This is a genomic window from Pseudoflavonifractor sp. MSJ-37 (assembly GCF_018917965.1).
In the GTDB taxonomy this organism is placed as follows: Bacteria; Bacillota; Clostridia; order Oscillospirales; family Oscillospiraceae; genus Pseudoflavonifractor_A.
In genome coordinates this window covers 39485-57350 of sequence record NZ_JAHLPP010000002.1, presented here as the reverse complement: position 1 = coordinate 57350, position 17866 = coordinate 39485, and the positions used below count along the sequence as shown (strand labels likewise).

16 protein-coding genes are annotated in these 17866 nt (G+C 64.9%); 15 read left to right on the top strand and 1 reads right to left on the bottom strand.

Features of this window, described 5'->3' with window-relative positions; all coding sequences use genetic code 11:
* Positions 1 to 24 precede the first annotated feature (24 nt).
* The 14 genes from KQI12_RS06120 to KQI12_RS06055 all read left to right on the top strand — a co-directional run bounded on the left by KQI12_RS06120 (position 25) and on the right by KQI12_RS06055 (position 15608).
* Positions 25 to 555, top strand: coding sequence for a nitroreductase (locus KQI12_RS06120; RefSeq protein ID WP_216571661.1), 531 nt, complete (start codon positions 25 to 27; stop codon positions 553 to 555).
* A gap of 12 nt (positions 556 to 567) precedes the next feature.
* Positions 568 to 1254: a tRNA (N6-threonylcarbamoyladenosine(37)-N6)-methyltransferase TrmO gene (tsaA, locus tag KQI12_RS06115; RefSeq protein ID WP_216571658.1), complete on the top strand. Its 687-nt coding sequence runs from the start codon at positions 568 to 570 to the stop codon at positions 1252 to 1254.
* A gap of 36 nt (positions 1255 to 1290) precedes the next feature.
* Entirely contained in the window at positions 1291 to 2637 is a 1347-nt protein-coding gene (locus KQI12_RS06110; protein WP_216571655.1) for a putative ABC transporter permease, read from the top strand.
* A 19-nt stretch (positions 2638 to 2656) separates the two neighbouring features.
* On the top strand, positions 2657 to 3040 hold the full coding sequence (locus KQI12_RS06105) for a DUF3783 domain-containing protein (protein ID WP_216571652.1): 384 nt from the start codon (positions 2657 to 2659) through the stop codon (positions 3038 to 3040).
* 232 nt (positions 3041 to 3272) lie between these two features.
* Positions 3273 to 4037, top strand: a complete 765-nt coding sequence (locus KQI12_RS06100; protein WP_216571649.1) for a threonine/serine exporter family protein — start codon at positions 3273 to 3275, stop codon at positions 4035 to 4037.
* 12 nt (positions 4038 to 4049) lie between these two features.
* The gene (locus tag KQI12_RS06095; RefSeq protein ID WP_216571646.1) at positions 4050 to 4523 is read left to right on the top strand and encodes a threonine/serine exporter family protein; all 474 of its coding nucleotides are present in this window, start codon (positions 4050 to 4052) and stop codon (positions 4521 to 4523) included.
* Between the two features lie 40 nt (positions 4524 to 4563).
* A complete protein-coding gene (locus tag KQI12_RS06090) occupies positions 4564 to 5250 on the top strand; it encodes a YjjG family noncanonical pyrimidine nucleotidase (protein WP_216571643.1) in 687 nt (228 codons plus the stop codon).
* Positions 5251 to 5273: 23 nt separating this feature from the next.
* Entirely contained in the window at positions 5274 to 6203 is a 930-nt protein-coding gene (locus KQI12_RS06085) for a GDSL-type esterase/lipase family protein (protein WP_216571640.1), read from the top strand.
* A 39-nt stretch (positions 6204 to 6242) separates the two neighbouring features.
* Entirely contained in the window at positions 6243 to 6722 is a 480-nt protein-coding gene (locus tag KQI12_RS06080; protein ID WP_216571637.1) for a DUF4358 domain-containing protein, read from the top strand.
* 327 nt (positions 6723 to 7049) lie between these two features.
* Complete coding sequence (ppdK, locus tag KQI12_RS06075) at positions 7050 to 9686, top strand: pyruvate, phosphate dikinase (RefSeq protein ID WP_216571634.1); 2637 nt, start codon at positions 7050 to 7052, stop codon at positions 9684 to 9686.
* A 201-nt stretch (positions 9687 to 9887) separates the two neighbouring features.
* Positions 9888 to 12533: a translation factor GTPase family protein gene (locus tag KQI12_RS06070; RefSeq protein ID WP_216571631.1), complete on the top strand. Its 2646-nt coding sequence runs from the start codon at positions 9888 to 9890 to the stop codon at positions 12531 to 12533.
* Between the two features lie 322 nt (positions 12534 to 12855).
* Entirely contained in the window at positions 12856 to 13788 is a 933-nt protein-coding gene (gene cysK / locus KQI12_RS06065) for a cysteine synthase A (RefSeq protein WP_216571627.1), read from the top strand.
* A 90-nt stretch (positions 13789 to 13878) separates the two neighbouring features.
* Positions 13879 to 14823, top strand: a complete 945-nt coding sequence (locus tag KQI12_RS06060; protein WP_216571624.1) for an XdhC/CoxI family protein — start codon at positions 13879 to 13881, stop codon at positions 14821 to 14823.
* A gap of 2 nt (positions 14824 to 14825) precedes the next feature.
* Entirely contained in the window at positions 14826 to 15608 is a 783-nt protein-coding gene (locus KQI12_RS06055) for a ThiF family adenylyltransferase (RefSeq protein ID WP_216571622.1), read from the top strand.
* 59 nt (positions 15609 to 15667) lie between these two features.
* Here KQI12_RS06055 and KQI12_RS06050 read toward each other — a convergent pair whose 3' ends face one another.
* Positions 15668 to 16099, bottom strand: a complete 432-nt coding sequence (locus KQI12_RS06050; protein WP_216571619.1) for an Rrf2 family transcriptional regulator — start codon at positions 16097 to 16099, stop codon at positions 15668 to 15670.
* Positions 16100 to 16484: 385 nt separating this feature from the next.
* On the opposite strand from KQI12_RS06050, the gene KQI12_RS06045 reads away from it, so the two are divergent.
* Positions 16485 to 17771 carry an O-acetylhomoserine aminocarboxypropyltransferase/cysteine synthase family protein gene (locus KQI12_RS06045; RefSeq protein WP_216571616.1) on the top strand — a complete coding sequence of 429 codons (1287 nt, stop codon included), beginning with the start codon at positions 16485 to 16487 and terminating at the stop codon, positions 17769 to 17771.
* The last annotated feature ends 95 nt before the right edge of the window (positions 17772 to 17866 follow it).

The following is a 17866-nucleotide window of genomic DNA, read 5'->3' as shown; positions in this document are numbered from 1 at the left end:
GCTGTTTTACGGAGGTATCTATCTATGAACACTAAGAACGACACCCTCACCCTCATGGAGACCCGCCGGAGCATCCGGTGCTTCAAGCCGGATATGCCGCCCCAGGAGGCCATCGACGCCGTGATCGGCGCCGGGCTCTGGGCCGCCAGCGGCCGCAACGGACAGGCGCCCATCATCATCGCCGTCACCGACAAGGCCGTCCGGGACCAGATCTCCCGCTGGAACGCCAAGATCATGGGCGTGGACAGCGACCCTTTCTACGGCGCTCCCGTCATCCTGATCGTGCTGGCCGACAAGGGGCGTCCCACCTATGTCTACGACGGCAGCCTGACCATGGGCAACATGATGCTGGCCGCCCACTCCCTGGGCCTGGGCAGCTGCTGGATCCACCGGGCCAAGGAGGAGTTCGAGGCCGAAGAGGGGAAGGCGCTCCTGAAGTCCCTGGGCATCGAGGGGGACTACGAGGGCATCGGCCACTGCGCTCTGGGCTATGCCGACGGGGACGCTCCCGCCTCTCTGCCCCGCAGAGAGGGCCGGGTCTATCGGATCGGCTGACCGGAGGGCGCTATGATCGAGACGCATCCCATGAAGGTCATCGCCCACATCCGCACTCAGTTCCCCTCCAAATTCGGCATCCCCCGTCAGAGCGGGCTGGTGGACGAACTCCGGGGCACCGTGGTGTTCGAGCCCGAGTTCCGGGACCCGGAGTCCCTGCGGGGGCTGGAGGCCTTCTCCCACATCTGGCTCCTCTGGCAGTTCTCCGGGGCCGTGCGGGAGCACTGGTCCCCCACGGTCCGCCCGCCCCGGCTGGGCGGCAACCGGCGGATGGGGGTCTTTGCCACCCGTTCGCCCTTCCGGCCCAACCCGATCGGCCTGTCCTCCGTGCGCCTGCTGGGCATCGAGCCGCTCCCCGGCCTGGGGGACGTGCTCCAGGTGGCCGGTGCCGACCTGATGGACGGCACCCCGATCTACGACATCAAGCCCTATATCGCCCCGGACTGCCACCCGGACGCGGTGGCCGGCTTCACGGTCGGCCTGGATGAACGGCGGCTGGAGGTGGACTTTCCGGAGGAATGGCTTGCCAAGATCCCCGAGGCGGAGCGCCCCGCCCTGCTGGGCGTCCTCTCCCGGGATCCCCGCCCCAGCTATCAGCACGACCCGGAGCGGGTCTACGGGATGTCCTTCGCCGGGCAGGACGTGAAGTTCACGGTCCATGACGGCATCCTCTCCGTCTGCGGCGTGGAGCCCGGCTGATCCCCGTCCGATCCCACGGAACGAAAGGAGCTCCTCATGAACGGTTCCATTTATCTGCTCCTCTGGTCCTTCCTGATCTGGTCCTTCCTGGGCTGGTGCGCCGGGGTGGCGGTGGCCTCCCTGCGCCGCCGGACCTTCGTGAACACCGGTTTCCTGGATCTGCCCCTCTGCCCGGTGTACGGCACAGCGGCGGTGCTCTTCTCAATCTTCCTGAGCGACCTGAAGGACCACCTCTTCTTCCTGTTCCTGGGCGGCGCGGTGATCGCGGCCTGCCTGACCTTCTTCACCGGCTTCCTGCTGGAGCGGATCTTCCGCCGGAAGTGGTGGGACTTCACCCGCCGCCGCTTCCAGTTCGAGGGCTATATCTCCGTCCCTCTGCTGGCCCTGTGGGGCCTGCTGGCGGTGCTGTCCGTCCGGGTAGGGGATCCTCTGCTGGCCCGGCTGTCCGCCCTGATCCCCCGGCATCTGGGCTGGATCATACTGGCGGTCTGCTATGGGCTGACCGGGCTGGACCTGGCCCTCTCGCTGGGCTCCATGCTCCAGCTCCGCCATGGGCTCCGCCGCCTCTCCGGACTGGAGGAGGACTTCCAGGAGCTCTCCGCCCGGATCGGCAACGCGATCACCCGGCGGGTCCAGCGGCGGCTCCTGCGGGCCTATCCTGAGCTGGACCGGCGGTCGATCGCCCGGGCCCAGCGGGAGGTCGAGGACGACGGCGGCGTCTTTGCCAAGGGCTGCTGCTTCCACAAGCTGGTGTGGCTCTTCGCCATCGCGGCTTTTCTGGGCGATGTGATCGAGACGCTGTTCTGCAAGGCCACTATGGGGGAGTGGATGAGCCGCTCCAGCGTCGTATGGGGGCCCTTCAGCGTGGTCTGGGGCCTGGGAGCGGTGATGCTCACCGCCGCCCTCTATAAATATAAGGATAAGAGCGACGGCGTCATCTTTCTGGCCGGGACCGTGCTGGGCGGCGCCTACGAGTATATGTGCAGTGTGTTCACAGAACTGGTCTTTGGTGCGGTGTTCTGGGATTACAGCCATCTGCCCTTCAACCTGGGGGGACGCATCAACCTGCTCTACTGCTTCTTTTGGGGCATCGCGGCGGTGGTGTGGCTCAAGCTCCTCTATCCGCCGCTCTCCCGGCTGATCGAGCGGATCCCCCGCCGGGCCGGCCGGGCCGGCACCTGGGTCCTGCTGGCCTTCCTGGTGCTGGATATGGCGGTATCCTCTCTGGCGCTGGTCCGCTACGTCCAGCGGCAGACTCAGCCTGACGCCCCGCGGAACGCTGTCACCGCCGTGCTGGACCGCCGCTTCCCCGACAGCCGCATGGCCCGCGTCTATCCCAAAGCCCAGCTGGCGGACGGACGCCCCGCAGCCCCTGATACTTGATCCTTAGGAGGCTCTTCTCATGCCAACGCTCAACGGACTCGTCCTCTATTACAACACATCCACCCCGCAAGAGGCCGCCAAGGCCAAGCTGGTGTTCATCCGCATGGGGCTGAGGATCCGCATAGTCGCCCCGGACCAGCTGGGACAGGCGGTGGGCTCCTTCGCCGGACTCGCGGTGGAGCCCTCCGCCCCGCAGGCGGACCGCCCTCCCATCCCGGACAGCATCATGGTGTTCTCCGGCCTCCGGGGCCACACGCTGGACCGGGTGCTCCAGGCCCTGCTCCAGGCAGGGGTGCCCCGCTCCGTGTTCAAGGCCGTGGTCACCCCCGGAAACGCTGGCTGGGACTTCTATCAGCTCTATGAGGAACTGAAGAAGGAACGCGCCGCGCTGGAGGAACGCTGATCCGTTCGGGAGGCCTCGCGTCCGGGAAGGCAGGCGTCCTGCCTTTTTGACGGACTGCGGGGGCCGTTTTTCCCCTTTTCCCGCCCATAACAGAGAATTTTCTTCCAGAGACAACTTTCCTCTTGCCCCGGTCGTCAAAAGAGGGTAAGCTTAGTTCCCGGTACGGCCGGAGGCGAAGCCTGTCCTCCTGCCGCGGCCCTTCTAGTTCCTTGAAAGGCAGGTGGAGCATCCCTTGCTCATCGACCCCGATCAGCTTTTGGACCTGACCTCCGAGCTGGGCTTCCGACTCATGTGTACCGGCGCCGAGATCTACCGGGTGGAGGAGTCCATCCAGTATGTCCTGCGTGCCTACGGCGTACATACCGGCGAGGTGTTCGCCATCCCCAACTGCGTCATCGTCAGCCTGACCGACCCCTCCGGGCACGCCAGCACCCGGGTCCGCCGGATCCCGGCCCACGGGACGGACATCTCTCTGCTGGAATCCTATAACGAATTCTGCCGGGAGATCACGCATACGCCCATCCCAGTGCCCGACGCGCTGGCCCGGATGGACGCTATCCAGACCAGACATTTCGTCTACCCCTTTCCGGTGCTCCTGCTGGCCTATCTGGTGGGCGGAGGCTTCTACTCCCTCTTCTTCGGCGGCACCCTTCGGGACGGCCTGTGCGGCGCGGTCTGCGGCGTGGCCATCGGCCTGTGCCTGTGGGTGATGGACTATCTGCGGGCCAACTCCTTCATCCGCACCCTGGCCGGCGGCGCGGTGGCCGCCCTGTGCGCCCTGGTGCTGGTGGACACCGGTCTGGGCGACAATATGGACTTCATCACGATCGGCGCGCTCATGATCCTGGTGCCGGGCATCGCCTTCACCAACGCCCTGCGGGACATCATGGCCGGCGATCTGATCTCCGGCACCAACAAGGCGGTGGAGGCCCTGCTGATCGCCACCGCCATCGCGCTGGGCACAGGCTTCGTCCTGAGCGCCGCCCAGCGGCTGTAAGGAGGGCGAATCATGGAACTGTTCACGCCAATCTACTTCCTCCCCTGCCTCTATGCGTTCGTGGGCTGTGTGGGCTTCGCCATCTCCTTCAATATCCACGGCCAGGAGATCCCCATCTCCGCTCTGGGCGGCGCGGTGGGCTGGCTGGTCTATCTGCTCTCCGCCCCCCTGCTGGACAATGAGGTGGAGCAGTACTTCGTGGCCGCCATCGCTCTGGCCGCCTACTGTGAGATCATGGCTCGGATCCGCAAGTGTCCCGCCACCTCCTATCTGCTGATCTCCATCTTCCCTCTGGTCCCCGGCGCCGGCATCTACTACACCATGGAGCATGCCGTCCACGGAGAGAACGAGCGCTTCCTCCTCCAGGGGATGCATACGCTGGCGCTGGCCGGCGCGCTAGCCCTGGGGATCCTGCTGGTCACCTCCGCCATGCGGATGTGGACCCTCTTCCACCGGCGGCACCCCCTGCGGTCCCGCTGGCACTGATCCTGCCGCCCATCTCCGATCTGGAAAGGAGCCGATCGCGATGCCCCGCTATGACTACATCCTCTTCGACGCCGACAACACCCTCTTCGACTTCGACACCGCGGAACACCGGGCCCTCCGGGAGACGTTGGAGGCCCACGGCTACCCCTTCGATGACGTGACCGTCCCCCTCTATCTGGCGGTCAACCGGGCCCTGTGGCACCGCTTCGACCAGGGGACCATCGACAAGGACGGCCTCTTCATCCAGCGCTTCGCCTACTTCTCCCAGATCATGGGCGGACAGGACGACCCGGCGGAGTTCAACCGGGACTATCTGGACCGGCTGGGCCGCGGGAGCGATCTGCTTCCCGGCGCGGAGGACCTGTGCCGGGCGCTGGCCCCCCACTGTACACTGGCCATCGTCACCAACGGAGACGCCAAGGCCCAGCGGACACGCTTCGAGGGTTCCCCTCTGCCGCCGTATTTCTCCGGGCTCTTCATCTCCGGGGAGCTGGGGCACCACAAGCCGGAGAAGGCCTTCTTCGATGCCATCCTCCAAAAGATGGACATCCGGGACCCGAGCCGGGCCGTGGTGGTTGGGGACAACCTGATCACCGATATCCAGGGCGCCCTCGATGCCGGCCTGGACGCCATCTGGTACGACCCCAAGGACCTCCCCTCCGGGAACGTCCATCCCACCCACACCGTCACCTGCTATGAACAGCTCCAGGCCCTCCTGCTGGCCTGACCAAGAAATGAGGTAAACGACCCATGGCACGCAAGCCCTCTCCCAGCCGCCCCTCTCTCCCCCTTCTGGCCGCCGGACTGGTGGTCTGCGCCGGCCTCCTGATGGCCCCCACCCTGACCCGGGCCATGTCCGGCGGGCCGGAGCCCAGCGCCGCTCCGGCCGCCCCTTCGGTGACCCCGGTGGCCCCTTCCGTGGCTACCCCGCCCCCCAGCGCTTTGGCCGCCGCCCAGAGCGCCCAGCCCACGGCCGAGCCCGGCACAGAGCCGGCGGCCTCCTCTGCCCCCGCGTCTTCCGGGTCCTTCGACTACAGCCAGCCCGCCCCCGCCTCAGAGGAGGTGGACCTGAGCTATTTCTCCGACGCCCTCTTCATCGGGGACTCCCGGACCGAGGGCCTGGAGCTGTACAGCGGCATCAGCCAGGCCGAGGGCGTGTCCTTCTACTGCTACAAGGGCATCACCGTGTTCGACGTGATGGAGCAGGAGCCCAAGAAGCTCATCGAGCTGGGGGGCAGCAAGTATTCCATCGTGGACGCATTGAGCAGGGAGAGCGGCAAATACAAGAAGGTCTATCTCTCTCTGGGCGTCAACGAGCTGGGCTATTATGACGATCAGGGTTTCCACGACAAGTTCGCCGCCCTGATCGACCGGGTCCGGGAGACCCAGCCCGACGCCGTCATCTATCTGCAAAACCTGGCCCCGGTGGACCCCATCCAGTGCGCCAAGAACTGGCCCAGCTATGTGAGCAACGAGAAGGTCCACACCTACAACCAGATCTTCCGCCAGCTGGCGGAGGAGAAGAAGGTGGTCCTGCTGGACATCTTCTCCGCTCTGGGCGATCCCGACGGGGTGCTGGACACCGAGAATACGGTGGACGGCGTCCACTTCACCAAGGCCTGGTACCAGACCTGGCTGGCCTATCTCCGGGACCATGTGGTGGACCCCTCCCAGCTGTGAGGGGCCGATCCATCCTACATCTAGAAAGGAAGTCATCTCATGCTTAGATCCATCCTCCGCCGGTCCCTGCCCCTCCTCGCCGTACTGTGCCTGACCTTGACCGCCTGCGGGGGCTCCGGCTCCGGCGCCGCCCCCTTCGACCCCGCCTCCGCCGCTCAGGCCCTCCAGGATTCCGGCGCTTTCTCCGAGCCGCTGGAGCAGATGGACAAGGACCTGGCCTGCGGTACTCTCTATGACATCTCCGCGGATGATGTGGCCGACTGCGCCGTCTATACCACACCCACCGCCGGCGCCGAGGAGATCGCGGTGTTCGCCATGACCAGCGAGGATGCCGCCAAGAGCGCCCTCTCCGCGCTGGAACAGCGGGTGGTCGATCAGAAGGAGGCTCTGGCCTCCTACCAGCCCGATGAGGTGAGCAAGCTGGACGCCGCCGTCCTGGAACAGCGGGGCAGTTCCGTCCTGCTGGCCGTGGCCAACGATGCGGACGCCGCCCGCAAGGCGGTGGACGCGCTGAAGTGAGCCGCCCCTGAAACGAAGGAGATCCCCGTCCGGGAGCCTGCGCGCCCGAGCGGGGATCTCTTTTTGACACAGCCTGTACCGAATATGTAAAAACCGGTCAGTTTGCAAAAATGAATCAATTCCTGCGATCAGATCGGGCAGGTGACGGTGCTCTGCCATATTTTGAGCGGCTCTTTTTGGAGAAAAGAGCCGTTTTTTCATGCTTTCGGAGACGGATGCCGGCACTTATCCTTCTATTCGACTTGCATGATCCAACGCTCTTTTACTTGCATTTCTTTGGCGGAATGGTATAATCCCTTGTGTCAACGTTTATAGGAGGAATGTCACATGGGCCATAAATACGTATATCAGTTCAGCGAAGGCAATGGGAAGATGCGGGAATTGCTGGGCGGCAAGGGCGCCAACCTGGCTGAGATGACCAATCTTGGGATGCCGGTCCCCCAGGGCTTCACCGTGACCACCGAGGCCTGTACCCGTTATTACGAGGACGGCCGGGCCATCGCTCCTGAGATCCAGGACGAGATCCTGGAATATATGTCCAAGCTGGAGGGCATCACCGGAAAGAAGTTTGGGGACGCCTCCGACCCCCTGCTGGTGTCGGTCCGCTCCGGCGCCCGGGCCTCCATGCCCGGCATGATGGACACCATCCTCAACCTGGGCCTCAACGACACCGTGGTGGTGGGCCTGGCGGAATTCACCAACAACCCCCGCTTCGCCTATGACTCCTACCGCCGCTTCATCCAGATGTTCTCCGACGTGGTGATGGAGCTCTCCAAGAAGCGCTTCGAGGAGATCATCGATGAGGTGAAGGCCAAGAAGGGCGTCAAGCAGGATATCGAGCTGGACACCGACGATATGAAGGAGCTGGTCCGCCTCTTCAAGGACTTCTACAAGAGGGAGAAGGGCGTGGACTTCCCCCAGGAGCCCAAGGTCCAGCTGATGGAGGCCGTGAAGGCCGTGTTCCGGTCCTGGGACAATCCCCGCGCCAATGTCTACCGCCGCATGAACGAGATCCCCTACGACTGGGGCACCGCCGTCAACGTGCAGTCCATGGTGTTCGGCAACTCCGGCAGCAGCTCCGGCACCGGCGTGGCCTTCACCCGCAACCCCGCCACCGGCGAGAAGGCCCTGTTCGGCGAGTACCTGATCAACGCTCAGGGCGAGGACGTGGTGGCCGGCGTGCGCACCCCCTCCCCTATCTCCAAGCTCCACGAGGAGATGCCCGAGGTCTATGACCAGTTCGCCCAGATCGCCGACCGGCTGGAGAAGCACTACAAGGATATGCAGGATATGGAGTTCACCATCGAGAACGGCAAGCTCTATATGCTCCAGACCCGCAACGGCAAGCGCACTGCCGCCGCCGCCCTGAAGGTGGCTGTGGACCTGGTGGACGAGGGCATGATCGACGAGAAGGAGGCCGTCCTCCGGGTGGAGCCCAAGCAGCTGGACTCCCTGCTCCATCCCCAGTTCGACGCCGCGGCGCTGAAGAAGGCCGCCGTGGTGGGCAAGGGCCTGGCCGCCTCCCCCGGCGCCGCCTGCGGCAAGGTGGTCTTCACCGCCGAGGAGGCCAAGGAGTGGCATGAGCGGGGCGAGAAGGTCATCCTGGTCCGTCTGGAGACCTCTCCTGAGGATATCGAGGGCATGCAGGTGGCCGAGGGCATCCTCACCGTCCGCGGCGGCATGACCTCCCACGCCGCCGTGGTGGCCCGCGGCATGGGCACCTGCTGTGTGTCCGGCTGCGGCGACATCGTGGTGGACTACGCCGATAAGCAGTTCACCTTGGCGGGCCGCACCTATCACGAGGGCGAGTTCATCTCGCTGGACGGCTCCACCGGCAATATCTACGGAGAGGCCATCCCCACCGTGCCCGCTGACGTGTCCTCCGGCGACTTCGGCCGCTTCATGGGCTGGGCCGACAAGTACCGCCAGCTGATGGTCTACACCAACGCCGACACTCCCAGAGACGCCGCCCAGGGCCGCGCCTTCGGCGCTCAGGGCATCGGCCTGTGCCGCACCGAGCATATGTTCTTCGAGGAGAGCCGCATCAAGGCCATGCGCGAGATGATCGTGGCGGACAACACCGAGGACCGCAAGAAGGCTCTGGCCAAGATCATGCCCTACCAGCAGGGCGACTTCGAGGGCATCTATGAGGCCATGGAGGGCTGCCCCGTGGTCATCCGCTTCCTGGATCCCCCCCTGCATGAGTTCCTGCCCACCAAGGAGGAGGACATCGCGGAGATCGCCGGGGAGATGGGCATCACCGTGGAGAAGCTCCACAACGTGATCGCCTCCCTCCACGAGTTCAACCCCATGATGGGCCACCGCGGCTGCCGTCTGGCCGTCTCCTACCCGGAGATCGCCGAGATGCAGACCACCGCCGTCATCAACGCCGCCCTGAACGTGCAGGCCCGGCATCCGGACTGGAACATGGTCCCCGAGATCATGATCCCGCTGGTGGGCGAGGTCAAGGAGCTCAAGTACGTGAAGGACGTGGTGGTGGCCACCGCCGATAAGCTGATCGCCGCCGCCGGCTCCTCCATGAAGTATGAGGTGGGCACCATGATCGAGATCCCCCGCGCGGCCCTCACCGCCGACGAGATCGCCACGGAGGCCCAGTTCTTCTCCTTTGGCACCAACGACCTGACCCAGATGACCTTCGGCTTCTCCCGCGACGACGCCGGCAAGTTCCTGAGCTACTACTACGACAAGAAGATCTATGAGTCCGACCCCTTCGCCCATCTGGACCAGAAGGGCGTGGGCAAGCTGGTGGACATGGCCGCCAAGCTGGGCCGCGCCACCCGCCCCGACATCCATCTGGGCATCTGCGGCGAGCACGGCGGCGACCCCTCCAGCGTGGAGTTCTGCCACAAAGTGGGCCTGGACTATGTGTCCTGCTCCCCCTACCGCGTCCCCATCGCCCGCCTCGCCGCCGCTCAGGCCGCCATCAAGGAGCCGAGAGCGTGATCGTCTAAAGCATCCAAAAGCGTATAGGAAGGGATAAAGTAGCGCCCCCGGTCCGTGATGGACCGGGGGTGCGCTGCCTGTTTTCAGACAAGGAGGCTCTTTGTATCTGCGCTGTGGTCATCCTTCCCACCGCTCCCATCGGTGACATCCCGTCCGTTCTGTGGTAGAATGGTCTCCATCCTGACAGAACGGACTGATCGCATGAAAAAACTGACCGTAGGCATCATGGCCCACGTGGACGCCGGGAAGACCACCCTCTCGGAGGGCCTGCTCTACACCGGCGGCGTCCTGCGCCGCCTGGGGCGGGTGGACCACCGGGATGCCTTTTTGGATACGGACGCCCTGGAGCGGGAGCGGGGGATCACGATCTTCTCCAAGCAGGCCGTCCTGCCGCTGGACGGGGTGGAGATCACCCTGCTGGACACCCCCGGTCATGTGGACTTCTCCAGCGAGATGGAGCGGACCCTCCAGGTGCTGGACTGCGCCATCCTGGTCATCAGCGGCACCGACGGGGTGCAGAGCCATACCCGCACCCTCTGGCGTCTGCTGGAGGGCTATCGTGTCCCGGTGTTCCTCTTCGTCAACAAGATGGATCTGGCCGGGGCGGACCGGGACAAGGTGCTGGAGGAGCTCCACAGCCTGCTCTCCGAGGGATGCGTGGACTTCGGCCGGGACCGGGAGGATCCGGACTTTTTGGAACAGGCCGCCCTGTGCGACGAGGGGGCCATGGAGCGCTATCTGGACACGGGCCGTCTGGAGGACGGGGACCTGCGGGACATGATCGCCGCCCGGAAGCTCTTCCCCTGCTGGTTCGGCTCGGCGCTGAAGCTGGAGGGCGTGGAGCCCTTCCTGCGGGGGCTGGTCCGTTACGGCCCTTCCCCGGTGCGGCCGGCGGAGTTCGGGGCCCGGGTGTTCAAGATCGGCCGGGACGCCCGGGGGGAACGGCTCACCTATCTGAAGGTCACCGGCGGCGTCCTGAAGGTGAAGGACGCCCTCTCCGGCGGGGAGGGCGACGGGGCCTGGACCGAAAAGGCCGACCAGATCCGGATCTGCTCCGGGGCCAAGTTCCAGACGGTGGACCGGGCGGAGGCGGGCACCGTGTGCGCCGTCACCGGCCTCACGCACACCTTTGCCGGGGAGGGCCTGGGCCGGGAGGCCGGACGGCGGGCGCCTCTGCTCCAGCCGGTGCTGACCTACCGGATGGACCTGCCGGAGGGGACGGACCCCCACACGGCCCTCCGCCGCCTGCGGGAGCTGGAGGAGGAGGATCCCCAGCTCCACATCATGTGGAACGAGGCCCTGCGGGAGATCCATGTCCAGCTCATGGGCGAGGTCCAGCTGGAGATCCTCAGGCGGATCGTGGCGGAGCGCTTCGGTCTGGCGGTCTCCTTCGGCCCGGGGAGCATCGTCTACCGGGAGACGATCGCCGCGCCGGTGGAGGGCATGGGGCACTTCGAGCCGCTGCGCCACTACGCCGAGGTCCATCTCCTGCTGGAGCCTGGTCCCAGGGGGAGCGGGCTGGTGCTGGACACCCGGTGCGGTGAGGATATGCTGGATCGGAACTGGCAGCGGCTGATCCTGACCCATCTGGCGGAAAAGCCCCATGTGGGCGTGCTCACCGGGTCTCCCATCACTGATATGAAGATCACCCTCCTGGCGGGCCGGGCCCACCAGAAGCACACCGAGGGCGGCGACTTCCGGCAGGCTACCTACCGGGCGGTCCGGCAGGGGCTCATGGAGGCGGAGAGCGTCCTGCTGGAGCCCTGGTACGACTTCCGGCTGGAGGTCCCGGCGGCCCAGTCCGGCCGGGCCATGACCGACCTCCAGCGCCGGGGAGCGGAGCTCCAGCCGCCGGAGACGGCGGGGGAGGAGACCGTCCTCACCGGAGCCGCCCCGGTGGCCTCCCTCCGGGATTATGCGGTGGAGGTGGCCTCTTACACCAGGGGCCGGGGGCGTCTGTTCTGTACCCTGCGGGGCTATGAGCCCTGCCACGACCCGGAGGCGGTGATCCGGTCGATCGGCTATGACCCGGAGCGGGATCTGGAGAACACCCCCGACTCAGTGTTCTGCGCGCACGGGGCGGGCTATGTGGTCAAGTGGGATCAGGTGAAGGCCCACGCCCATGTGGACAGCGGCTTCCGGCCGGAGGGAGATGACGCGCCGGAGCCCGCCGCCGTGTCCGGCCCCGCCGCCCGCCGGAGCGGGCCCTCCGATCCGCTGGAGCAGGACGAGGAACTGAAGGCCATCTATGAGCGGACCTATGGTAAGACCAGCCGGGACGCCTTCCGGCCCCAGACCAAGGCCCCCGCCCGGACCAGCCTGGATGACCGGAAGTACAACGTGCAGGTCCTGGACCGGGGGCCGGAGTATCTGCTGGTAGACGGATACAACATCATCCACGCCTGGGACGAGCTGAAGGCCATCGCCCGGAACGACCTCTCCGCCGCCCGGAAGGCCCTGATGGACATCCTGAGCAACTATCAGGGCTACCGGAAGTGCGAGGTGATCGTGGTGTTCGATGCCTACAAGGTGAAGGGCAATCCGGGCAGCGTCTCTAAATACCACAACATCCATGTGGTCTACACGAAGGAAGCCGAGACGGCGGACAACTACATCGAGAAGGTGACCTATGAGTTGGGCCGGAAGCACCGGGTCCGGGTGGCCACCTCCGACGGCACGGAACAGCTCATCATCCTGGGCCATGGAGCTTTGCGGGTGTCCGCCCGGATCTTCCATCAGGAGATCGAAGCCGCCGAGGGCGAGATCGCCGCCCTCATCCGCCAGAACGACCAGAAGAACAGGCACCTGGACAAGCTCCGCTTCCGGATGGGAGAAGAGAAGAGCTGAGCCGCACGGGTGTATGAGAACAGGAAGAAGAGACGGTCCCTCCGACCCAAAAGATCGGAGGGACCGTCTTTCTGGTCCTGGCCGTCGTCTGTCGTTCTACCGGCGGAGCGATTTTTTCCGGATCGAGAAAGAAAGTCATAAAACCCCCTTGACAAACGTCTTTATCGGCGATATAATCCTATCAACCTACCAGACAGAGAGGTTGATAGAGATGGAGACCTCGATCCGAGCGGGCCGGCGATGTCGCCGCGGAGACCCGCGCCCCTGATCCATGATAGAGAAGAAAAAATAACATATACTATAAATTTAGGAGGACACCACCATGAGCAAGATCTATACGTCCGCGGACCAGCTGATCGGCAAGACTCCCCTGCTGGAGCTGACCCATATCGAGAAGAAGCACGACCTGGAGGCCAAGATCCTGGCCAAGCTGGAGTACTTCAACCCCGCCGGTTCCGTGAAGGACCGCATTGCCAAGGCCATGATCGACGATGCCGAGTCCAAGGGCCTGCTGAAGCCCGGTTCCGTCATCATCGAGCCCACCTCCGGCAACACCGGCATCGGCCTGGCTTCCGTGGCCGCCGCCCGTGGCTACCGCATCATCATCGTCATGCCTGAGACCATGAGCGTGGAGCGCCGCCAGCTGATGAAGGCCTACGGCGCCGAGCTGGTCCTGACCGACGGCTCCAAGGGTATGAAGGGCGCCATCGCCAAGGCCGACGAGCTGTCCAAGGAGATCCCCAACAGCTTCGTTCCCGGTCAGTTCGTGAACCCCGCCAACCCGGAGGCCCACCGTGCCTCCACCGGCCCTGAGATCTGGGACGACACCGACGGTCAGGTGGACATCTTCGTGGCCGGCGTGGGCACCGGCGGTACCATCACCGGTGTGGGCGAGTACCTGAAGGCCAAGAACAGCAAGGTGAAGGTGGTGGCTGTGGAGCCCGAGACCTCCCCCGTGCTGAGCAAGGGCGTGGCCGGTCCCCACAAGATCCAGGGCATCGGCGCCGGCTTCGTGCCCGATGTGCTGGACACCAAGGTCTATGATGAGATCATCCCCGTCAGCAACGAGAACGCCTTTGCCGCCGGCAAGGAAGTGGGCCACAGCGAGGGCGTCCTGGTGGGCATCTCCTCCGGCGCCGCTGTTTGGGCCGCGCTGGAGCTGGCCAAGCGTCCCGAGAACAAGGGCAAGAACATCGTGGTCCTCCTGCCCGACACCGGCGACCGCTACCTGTCTACTCCCCTCTTCGCGGACTGATGACGAGCCGCGGGCCGATCGGGCCGTGATATGATATTTTTAGGGGCCGCCGCCCGGATGGACGGCGGCCCCTTTTCGTGAGGTGTGCCCATGCGGAAGCGTGTGTTCCAGGAGATCCTGACAAAGGTCCGGGCCGGCGGCGCGGCGGAACTGGCCGTGGAGACGGATCGAGGCACGTTCTTCCGGGCCTTCCGGCCCAAAGAGCGGCTGATCCTGCTGGGCGGCGGCCATATCTCCCAGGCCCTGTGCCATTTCGCCGGGGAGCTGGGCTTCGCTGTGACGGTGGTGGACGACCGGCCGGAGTTCGCCGACAAGGCCCGCTTCCCACTGGCGGAGGAGACCGTGTGCGCCCCCTTCCCGCTGGCCATCCGGCGGCTGGCCATCCGCCCCTATGACTTCGTGGCGGTGGTCACCCGGGGCCACAAGTCCGATGGGGACTGCCTGCGGCAGCTCTTGGCCGACGGAGACCTGCCCCGGTATCTGGGCATGATCGGCTCCCGCCGCCGGGTGGCGGGACTCATGCGCCTGCTGGAGCAGGAGGGCTTCTCCCCGGAGGATCTGAGCCGGGTAGAGGCCCCCATCGGCCTACCGATCGGCGCCCTGACCGTGGACGAGATCGCCATCTCCATCCTGGCCCAGCTGATCGAATACCGGCGGAAGGGCGGCCCCCGCCAGGGGGATGGAGACCGTCTGATCGAGGAGTCCACTTCCCTCCCGGCGCTGGAGCTGCTGGCGGGAGAGGGGAGGAAGTGCCTCCTGCTGGTCTGCGGGACGAAGGGCTCCACGCCGGTGAAGTCCGGCGCCATGATGGCGGTCGACGAGGAGGGCCGCACCGCCGGGACCATCGGCGGCGGCTGTGCCGAGCACGCCGTGCTGGACGATGCCCTCCTGATGGTGGGCACCGGGGAGAGCCGGATGGTGGACATCGACATGACCAACGACGTGGCCGCCGGCGAGGGCATGGTCTGCGGCGGAACCATGCGGGTCTGGCTGACCGATGTGGCCGGCGGGCCGGAACAGGGAGGAGAGGCATAAGGATGTTGGATCAGTATTCCAGGACGAAGCTCCTGCTGGGCCATGAGGCCATGGACCGCCTGCGGGCGGCCCGGGTGGCGGTGTTCGGGATCGGCGGCGTGGGCGGCTATACCGTGGAGGCTCTGGCCCGGAGCGGTGTGGGGGCCATCGACTTGATCGACGACGACCGGATCTGCCTCACCAACCTGAACCGGCAGATCTTGGCCACCCAGGACACGGTGGGCCGGTACAAGACCGATGTGGCTCAGGAACGGATCGCCTCCATCGACCCGTCGATCGTGGTGACGGTCCACCGGACCTTCTACGGCCCGGAGACAGCGGACCAGTTCGACTTCTCCCGGTATGACTATGTAGTGGACGCCATCGACACCGTCACCGGCAAGCTGGCCCTGGTGGAGGCGGCCCGGCAGGCGGGCGTCCCTATCATTAGCTGTATGGGGGTAGGGAACAAGCTGGATGCCTCCGCCTTCCGGGTGTCAGACCTATCGGAGACGTCGATCTGCCCTCTGGCCAGAGTCATGCGCCGGGAACTGAAGAAGCGGGGGATCCGGCATCTGAAGGTGGTCTGGTCTCCGGAGAAGGCGATCACGCCCATCGAGGATATGTCCATCAGCTGCCGGGCCCACTGCATCTGTCCGCCGGGCACGGCCCGGAAGTGTACCCAGCGCCGCCAGGTGCCGGGGAGCAGCGCCTTCGTCCCGGCGGCCGCCGGCCTGATCTTGGCCGGCGAGGTGATCCGGGACCTGTCCGGTCCCCTCCCGGCGGAGGCCGAGCGCAACGCCTGAACAAACGACTCCCGGACGCGTTCCTCGAAAAACGCGTCCGGGAGTCATTTTTTGTCGGGTCAGATCATGAAGTCGTAGCCGGGGATCTCGCTGTCCATCAGGTCCCGGATGGTGAAGCGGCCCAGATACTCCCGGATCACCTCGTCCAGCCCCTTCCACATGGGGAGGGTGTGGCAGACGGACATCCGCTCGCAGGGCACGCTGCACTTCTCCAGACAGGCCACCGGGGCCAGAGACCCCTCCATGAGCTCCAGGATGTCCAGTATGCTGAACTGGTCCGGGTCCCGGACCAGACGGTAGCCGCCGCCCTTGCCCCGAAGGCCGCTGAGGACGCCGCCCTTCACCAGGATCTTGACGATGCTCTCCAGATATTTTTCCGAGATCTCCTGCCGCTGGGCGATCTCCTTCAGGGGCACATATCCGTCCCCCTGGTGCTCGGCCATATCGGTCAGGACCCGCAGGGCATACCGGCCCTTGGTAGAGATGAGCACGGACGCTCCCTCCTTTGTTCGTGATGTTTTATTTACCTATCATATCACAATGTTTATAGGAATTCAAGAGGGAGGACGAAGGATCGTCTATTTCCCATAAAACCTACGGGTTTTTCAAAAAAGGCGGGAAAAAGTGGTTGACAAGACAGACGTGCCGTGCTATATTTCTATCAACCAATCTACTTAGTTGGTTTATCTGAAATAAGGGGGCGGCGCAGATGAGCGAACAGTTCGGACGCCTGCTGCGGCAGAACTTCCGATGTGGGCGAATGCCGCGGTCTCAGAGGAACGAGAAGGACTTTCCCGGCCGCTGTTGAGACCGGCCGGAGCATATATCATATCTTTCAAAAAATAATTGAAAAATAATAGAAATGAGGATATAGACATGAGCGAGCATAAGTATCATTTTGAGACCCTTCAGCTGCACGTTGGCCAGGAGCAGCCCGACCCCGCCACCGACGCCCGTGCGGTGCCCATCTATCAGACCACCTCTTATGTGTTCAAGAACTCCGCTCACGCCGCGGCCCGCTTCGGTCTGGCCGACGCCGGCAACATCTACGGCCGCTTGACCAACTCCACCCAGGACGTGTTCGAGAAGCGCGTGGCGGCTCTGGAGGGCGGCGTGGCCGCTCTGGCCACTGCCTCCGGCGCGGCGGCCATCACCTACACCATCCAGGCGCTGGCTCAGGCCGGCGACCACATCGTGGCCCAGAAGACCATCTACGGCGGCAGCTACAACCTGCTGGCCCACACCCTCTCCCAGTTCGGCGTCAAGACCACCTTCGTGAACGCCCACGACCTGGCCGAGGTGGAGAACGCCATCCAGCCCAACACCAAGGCCGTCTATCTGGAGACTCTGGGCAACCCCAACTCCGACATCCCCGATATCGACGCCATCGCGGCCATCGCCCATAAGCACGGCCTGCCTCTGGTGATCGATAACACCTTCGGCACGCCCTATCTGATCCGGCCCATCGAGCACGGCGCGGACATCGTGGTCCACTCTGCCACCAAGTTCCTGGGCGGCCACGGCACCACTCTGGGTGGCGTGATCGTGGACTCTGGCAAGTTCGACTGGAAGGCCAGCGGCAAGTATGCCCCCATCGCGGCCCCCAACCCCAGCTATCACGGCGTGTCCTTCGTGGATGCCGCCGGCCCCGCCGCCTTCGTCACCTACATCCGGGCCATCCTGCTCCGGGACACCGGCGCCACCATCTCCCCCTTCAACGCCTTCCTGCTCCTCCAGGGCGTGGAGACCCTGTCCCTGCGGCTGGACCGCCATGTGGAGAACACCAAGAAGGTGGTGGAGTATCTGTCCAAGCACCCCAAGGTCGAGAAGGTCAACCATCCCTCGCTCCCCGACCATCCCGACCATGCCCTGTATGAGAAGTACTTCCCCAACGGCGGCGCTTCCATCTTCACCTTCGACATCAAGGGCGGCCAGAAGGAGGCCCACGCCTTCATCGACCACCTCCAGATCTTCTCCCTGCTGGCCAACGTGGCCGACGTGAAGTCCCTGGTGATCCATCCCGCCACCACCACTCACTCCCAGCTGACCGACGAGGAGCTGGAGGATCAGGGCATCCATCAGAACACCATCCGTCTGTCCATCGGCACCGAGCACGTGGACGACATCATCGCCGACCTGGAGCAGGCCTTCCAGGCGGTGTAAGACAGCGAAAAGCAAAAACGAGCCCCCTGTCCGGCGGTATCCGCTGGACAGGGGGCGATCTTCATATTGGGATGTCACGCCGGCGTTCCATTCCG